The organism is Psychromonas ossibalaenae ATCC BAA-1528 (genome assembly GCF_000381745.1).
Classification (GTDB): domain Bacteria; phylum Pseudomonadota; class Gammaproteobacteria; order Enterobacterales; family Psychromonadaceae; genus Psychromonas; species Psychromonas ossibalaenae.
This window is the reverse complement of record NZ_KB907059.1, coordinates 1-6,277: the sequence shown is the minus strand read 5'-3', so window position 1 is coordinate 6,277 and position 6,277 is coordinate 1. Positions and strand designations below refer to the sequence as shown.

The following is a 6,277-nucleotide window of genomic DNA, read 5'->3' as shown; positions in this document are numbered from 1 at the left end:
CATCAATATAGACGAATACTGCGGTTGCATGGATTTGTAGGCAGTATGAGTAAAAAAGGATGTTGCTGGGATAACGCAGTAGCAGAAAGTTTTTTCGGCAGTTTGAAACAGGAGCGTGTTCATTGGCGCAATTATCAAACGCGCTATGCAGCTCAGCAAGATGTTATGAATTACATCACGATGTGGTACAACTGCCAACGAATGCATTCATACCTTGATTATCGAAGCCCCAATGAATTTGAACGTATGGATAGACCGTTAAAAGAAGTAGCTTAACGAACTTAACTAGGGTGACCGAATTCAGTTGACCAGGTCAGGTGGGGGATTAATCGGCTTAATTGTTGGAGCGATTGCAATACTTGGTAATATTGATACTTATGATAACTTTGCTCTTTTAAGAGCATCAGCAGTTGATTTAATCGTTTTATTTTATGCTGCTGTATTGAGTGAAGGAGTGTTTAGGCCTTTAAGTATTAAGTTAAAGACCTGTGACATAAAAGAATAACAATGCAGTACATACAGCTATAAGCGGGTGCATTCGGACTCGATACAGTTGTCACGGTTTTTACTAACCCGAGTTCATGCTTCTTAATTTATCATAATACTCGTTATGTGAACGTTTAAAGGTGGCCTTTGTTGTCTATATCATCTTTTCTGAATTTCTTGAATGTAAAAGATCGTACTATGCTAGCTTCTTTCCGACTCCGAGCGTGACTGACTAGCACGTACGAAAGCTCTCATTAGCAATAAGCGTTGCGTAATAGTGCAGGTTACTTGTGATATTTGCCGTTGCTAAACGCATACATGTCCGATTTGATTAATGGCCTTAGGTGCATATTAAGCAATGATTTACAACTTCATGATAACAATCCTGAACTTACACTATTGCTGGCAATTATTTTTTTAATTAATTGCCAGCTTATAGGTAAAATCATATACCAAACGGTAAACAACATAGTCGCAATAATCGGCCCTGCCTCTTTAAGCGGTATATCATGAAATAAGAATTGATATGTCCCCCAAAAATATGGGATAAACATCAACATAATTGCTAATAAAGCATAGCTTTTGATGTTTAAACCAATAATTTTGTTTATTTTAGCGATAAAATAAACAGCACATATTGAATATAAACCAGCGCGTAACTCTATCCACATCCAAATACCGAATTCACTAAAATGCTGATAAGACTCTGGTATATATTGCCAAAAAGCCGGTTCAACGAATATTTTATGAGATGCCCCAGAAGACAAGTTATTCATAAAAGCGTCACTAACATCTATTGCTTTGAAAGTGCTTAACCACGCAATAGCTACTGATAAAATAAAAAATATACTGAGACCTATTAAAGCTGCTAAAAGCGCAAATCCATTAGAATATGTAAAAATATGATGAGAACAAGTTAATAATGTTTGTTTTAATAACCAAATGTCAGCCTGAAATTTCCCTTTTTCCGGCAACACATGTTCAGTGTACTCTTCCTGTAAATCACCAGAGATATCGTCTTTAACCTCATTAGGTAATATATGTTGGAAAAGCCAGAGTGACATTGATAATAAAGTGTTACGCATGAGTATTCTCCAAAGTTGGGATGTTCTGCCACATGGTTTCAAATTGCTTTTTAGACATGGATAACATATTTAACCCCAATGTTGTGACTTGTACCAATCGCTTTGCTTTTCCTCCTCTTTCCGGTTTTGAGCCGCCTTTTTTCGATGTTATATATCCTTTCTTTTCAAGCCGCTCAATAGTTGAATATAAAGCACCTAAAGTAACATCTCTATTTATCATTTCTTTGAGCTGATGCCTGATAGTAACGCCATATGCATTATTATCTAAGTGCATAATACTGAGTAATACAACGTGTTCAAACTCGCCCAAGTACATCTGTTTATTAGCCATCTATAGCCCACTTAATTAGTATAATAACTACATAATAGTTTTTATTTAAGTTGTGTCAATAATAACTACATAATAGTTATTTTGAAACGAAAGTGAACTATTAGAAAAAGAAAACCCTAGATAATTTAGTAAACACTAAGGCTGTATATGCTCCTTTTTACCTTAGAAAGCTAACTCGCAGACGCTCGCTTCTTTCCGTTTTCGAGCACAATAGCTTAGTACCGTACCTGTAATATAAAGATTTAAATATTTAAGGCTTTAATCTATTGAAATATAAGGGGATATCCTGATGGTTTAAGTTTAGTAAAAGATTCCGATACACGCATCATTAACTATTTCTACTGATCTAATAATATTTAGTCATTGAAGTTATGACCATCTATTGTTGTTTGATGGTTGTAATTGTGTTTGTTACCGTCTATCATTGTTTGGTGGTTTTGAATGATGAGCTTGATTTGGAAACTAGCGTTTTATGTGAAACCAAATTTAGGCATAAAAAAATTTTATTGAGGGTATAAAAATGAAAAAAATCAGATCTATTCACTTGCTGATTATGACGGTGGTACTGCATGCCATGTCTATTATTTCTGTTAGTGCAGAAGAAGTAGGTTCTGCACAAGTGGTGCTAAAGCCTGCGCCAGTTGAAATGAAACAATTTGAATTTTTGATTGGTCATTGGGACTTGCTTAGTCAGCGGTTTGCTCCTGATGGAACACAGACTGGTGAATATAAGGGCAAGTGGGAAGCGCAATATTTAGATGAAGGTAGAATGGTTTTTGATCAAGTCACTTGGTTTAATAAAGATGGCTCTAAAGAGTCTTACTTTCCTACTCTGCGTACGTTCAGTCCAAAGACCAATCAGTGGGAGATGACCTATATGTCTTCTCTTAAATATATGCACTCTCAATCTTTTCGAGGGCAGTTTATTGATGGGGAAGGGCACTTTGACGTTGATGTTAGTTTAACGCCTAAGCAATCAGCCTTAGCAAAAGTTCGCTTTTATAATATCAAAAAAGATAGCATGGATTGGGTAATGAAATTTAGTTTCGATAATGGAAAAACTTGGTTTTTAGGTGAACAGATCACCGCTAAGCGTGTACGTTAATCACCATTATAACTAAAGAGAGAGATTTACAATGTCACATCCTTATCCAAGAACATTTTCTCACCTTGCGATTTCAGTACCCGATATTAAAGCGGCCGTTAAGTTTTATACTGAAGTTTTAGGTTGGTACTTAATCATGGAGCCTAATGAGGTTAAAAAAGATAATCCTGCATTTTCTGAAATTGCTACTGAGATTTTCGGTGATAACTGGGAACCGTTTCAACTGGCGCTTTTATCGACAGGTGATCGTATTGGTATAGAGTTATATGAATTTAAAAATCAGGAAAGTTCAGAGAATAATTTTGAATATTGGAAAACAGGTATGTTCCACTTTTCAGTACAAGATCCAAATGTAGAAGAGTTAGCTGAAAAAATAGTTGCAGCTGGCGGTAAAAAACGAATGAAGTCACCTCGTTATTTATTTCCAGGAGAAAAGCCTTATCGACTTATTATGATGGAAGATCCGTTCGGAAATGTCTTCGATATTAAAAGCCATAGTTTTGATCTGCAGTTCTCCGCAGGGGCGTATAGTTAATAACCCCTCGAAAGAATATAAAGCCGGACGTTATTTTAGGCACCTGATGCTTTTAGTTCATTCGGCTTTTTTTTCTGATCTTTAAATTACGTATTGATTAAATTATCAATTGCATTCAACTGCCGTTATTTTTCTATATCAGACTGTTGTTTACGCTTATAATGCTCTCTCGATTTATGACGAGAACCGCATGTCTGCATTGAGCACCACCGTTTTGTACGACTACGAGTAGAGTCATAAAATGCCCATCCACATGTAGGAAGGGCGCAGCATTTAAAACGATCCCATGTACCATTCTTCTGGCTCTCACCTATGATTTCAATAAGTGTACCAATAGCTCTATGGTATGGATCTCCCGTTGAAGTGAATCTAACTTCACCGTCAGCATTAAAGTTAACTTGAAAAGAAATCTCCGAAGCCAATGCGTCGAGTGACTTGCGGCTCTCGCTATCTAAAATCCATGTACGTAAATCGCTACGAAACTGAATTATTTTTTGGGTTTGTTCCGGTGTTATATGCTCTTCGCTTACCCACAATTCAACACTTCTCAACCACTCTTCGGTTGAATGAGGCGTTTTGAAGTCATCAATGTTTAGTTCGCCTGACCAAGTATTAAGAAATCCTTCTACTAGAACGAGACTTTCCGGAGCAGGAGGGCTTCCTATCCGTAATTTTTCAGTGAACATGTCGTAGTCCATATTTTGGTATCTGTCGTAATTAATTTATTGAGTATACCACTATCTGATGATATTCAACTGATAATTGTGATCCAACCCTCTATTTGTGGTAGGTGGTTGTAAAAGTTTCTGGTGCTTGCGGGCATAACCGTCTATCCTTCTTTGGTGGTTGTAATATGGAGGTGGAAAATGTCACAAAAAATTTCAATAACGATTGATGTCGCAGATCTAACCAAAGCAATAGATTTCTATGTTCAGGCTCTTTCTTGTGACCTGAAGGACAAACATTCTGAAGATTGGGCTGTGCTTTCTATTGGCGGTCTAAACATTAATTTACTAGAAAAGAACGAAGGAACTACTGCAGCAGCTGAGCATAAACGCAGCTACAAAAGGCATTGGACTCCGGTTCACTTAGATTTCAATGTGGATAATTTGGAAGCATCAATGGAGTTGGTGAAAAAATACGGCGGTGAAGTTGAAGGACATGTCTCAGCGGAAGATTCTGCATTTGCCCACTGCTCTGATCCATTTGGTAATGGGTTTTGTATTGTTAGCTAACAGCAAAATGATGGCCAATGAGCTTCGCTTTACCGTTGGTTTTAATAGATTAATTTGCGCAATAAGATAATTTTGATGAAGGAATCGTAATGAAAAATAATAAACCCGTCTATTCAAGTAGGCTCGGTGCTATTTTAGTAATAGCTTCTCTAGGCACGGCTCATGCAGACACAATAAATACTGATAAAATTAAAGTGCTTACAGCTGCTGAAATTACATCAACAATAGGCGGCAATACATTATCTGGAGTATTTGGGGAAGAAAAAACGAGGTATGTGCAGCGTAATCACAAAAACGGCATCGCGCTTGTTCATATTGAAGGTTCAGACGTTCGTTTTATTCCATGGTTTGTAAAAGACTCTGGTTTTTATTGCGAAGACTGGGCTAAAGACGGCGTGGCTTGTTATAAAGTTGGAATGAATGCAAAGTCTGGAAAATACCAGTTCATAAACGCTGACGGAACAATTTCAGAAACAAACTTAGAAAAAGGATTTCATTCAATTACTTTTGAATAATGATTGAAATAACACTACATCGTCAAGTTAATAAGAGTTTATCTGGGCCCTCCTCAGATAAACTCATTAACACCACTAAATACTCGAAACATTTTTTATTCCACTAACATCGATATTATATGCGAAAACCAAGAGCCTTTGTGTTATCCAGTTTCTGTCAAGACATGCCAGCATCCTCCTAATAGCGAACATAATTACACATACTGCATATTTGTAATTATCTGCGAGATGCATCTTGACGCAATATTGGGAATATCCGTCATTCACTTTTGTACTGAATTTCGCTGATGATAATACTGCCAAAGAAATAGTGACCCGATACTTCGCCATGGCGTCCAATGACTAACCATTTCACGAGCCTGCTTCGCTGTCGGCCGCTCTGGAAGGCCTTTTAACTGACCTAATGCGACTAATAGTCCTAAGTCATCTGCAGGGAAAACATCCAGCCGTCCTAGAGAAAACATTAAATAGATTTCAGCGCTCCAACGACCGAATCCTTTCAATTTTGTAATTGCCTTAATTGCTTCTTCATTATTTAGACCGTTTAATTTATCGATATCAAAGCTTCCATTGACGACAGCTTCTGCTAAGCCTTTTGCATATTCTATTTTTCGCCAAGATAAGCCCGCATCTCGAAGTTCTTGATCAGCAACTACCATCAATTTCTCAGGAGTCACCCATTAGTGAGTTCTGGTCAAGCTGGTATGCAAGTTTCCTTGGGTGTTTTTTAACCAAGTATTAAATCGTACATGAACCGCTAATTTGTTGTTTGTTAATACACACCTAAAAATCACAATGTTGGTGTCAATATGCACCAGTCACCCATCTGAATTTAAGCGATGTAGTCATGCAATGTTGTATGGCTACTGCTCTTGGCTTTATAAGCCTCAGTAATTATTTAGTGCCAACGCTAATCCAGTTCTTTGCAGATTTCCCTGCAACTTAACAATTCTATGGTTCGGCTTTATTCAAGCAGTCCAACCCG

9 protein-coding genes are annotated in these 6,277 nt (G+C 37.3%); 5 read left to right on the top strand and 4 right to left on the bottom strand.

All coding sequences use genetic code 11. The features are described from left to right. On the top strand, positions 1-276 hold a 276-nt coding region (locus tag G327_RS0123490), incomplete at its 5' end, for an IS3 family transposase (RefSeq protein WP_157601296.1). 581 nt (positions 277-857) lie between these two features. On the opposite strand, the gene G327_RS0123480 is transcribed toward G327_RS0123490, so the two are convergent. Together G327_RS0123480 and G327_RS0123475 are read right to left on the bottom strand one after the other, a co-directional pair. Further along, complete coding sequence (locus G327_RS0123480; RefSeq protein ID WP_019617250.1) at positions 858-1,571, bottom strand: hypothetical protein; 714 nt, start codon at positions 1,569-1,571, stop codon at positions 858-860. Then, positions 1,564-1,902 carry a PadR family transcriptional regulator gene (locus tag G327_RS0123475; protein WP_019617249.1) on the bottom strand — a complete coding sequence of 113 codons (339 nt, stop codon included), beginning with the start codon at positions 1,900-1,902 and terminating at the stop codon, positions 1,564-1,566. Before G327_RS0123475 ends, G327_RS0123480 begins: the two co-directional genes overlap by 8 nt. A gap of 520 nt (positions 1,903-2,422) precedes the next feature. On the opposite strand from G327_RS0123475, the gene G327_RS0123470 reads away from it, so the two are divergent. Beyond that, positions 2,423-3,007, top strand: a complete 585-nt coding sequence (locus G327_RS0123470) for a hypothetical protein (protein ID WP_019617248.1) — start codon at positions 2,423-2,425, stop codon at positions 3,005-3,007. 31 nt (positions 3,008-3,038) lie between these two features. Continuing rightward, complete coding sequence (locus G327_RS0123465; RefSeq protein ID WP_019617247.1) at positions 3,039-3,542, top strand: lactoylglutathione lyase family protein; 504 nt, start codon at positions 3,039-3,041, stop codon at positions 3,540-3,542. Positions 3,543-3,667: 125 nt separating this feature from the next. On the opposite strand, the gene G327_RS26335 is transcribed toward G327_RS0123465, so the two are convergent. Then, positions 3,668-4,228, bottom strand: coding sequence for a CGNR zinc finger domain-containing protein (locus G327_RS26335; RefSeq protein ID WP_019617246.1), 561 nt, complete (start codon positions 4,226-4,228; stop codon positions 3,668-3,670). A 180-nt stretch (positions 4,229-4,408) separates the two neighbouring features. Between G327_RS26335 and G327_RS0123455 the strand changes: the two genes are divergently transcribed. Both G327_RS0123455 and G327_RS0123450 read left to right on the top strand, forming a co-directional pair. Beyond that, positions 4,409-4,777, top strand: a complete 369-nt coding sequence (locus G327_RS0123455; RefSeq protein ID WP_019617245.1) for a VOC family protein — start codon at positions 4,409-4,411, stop codon at positions 4,775-4,777. An 89-nt stretch (positions 4,778-4,866) separates the two neighbouring features. Continuing rightward, the gene (locus G327_RS0123450; RefSeq protein ID WP_019617244.1) at positions 4,867-5,292 is read left to right on the top strand and encodes a hypothetical protein; all 426 of its coding nucleotides are present in this window, start codon (positions 4,867-4,869) and stop codon (positions 5,290-5,292) included. Between the two features lie 263 nt (positions 5,293-5,555). On the opposite strand, the gene G327_RS25540 is transcribed toward G327_RS0123450, so the two are convergent. Further along, entirely contained in the window at positions 5,556-5,969 is a 414-nt protein-coding gene (locus G327_RS25540) for a DNA-3-methyladenine glycosylase family protein (RefSeq protein ID WP_281167247.1), read from the bottom strand. Between the last annotated feature and the right edge of the window lie 308 nt (positions 5,970-6,277).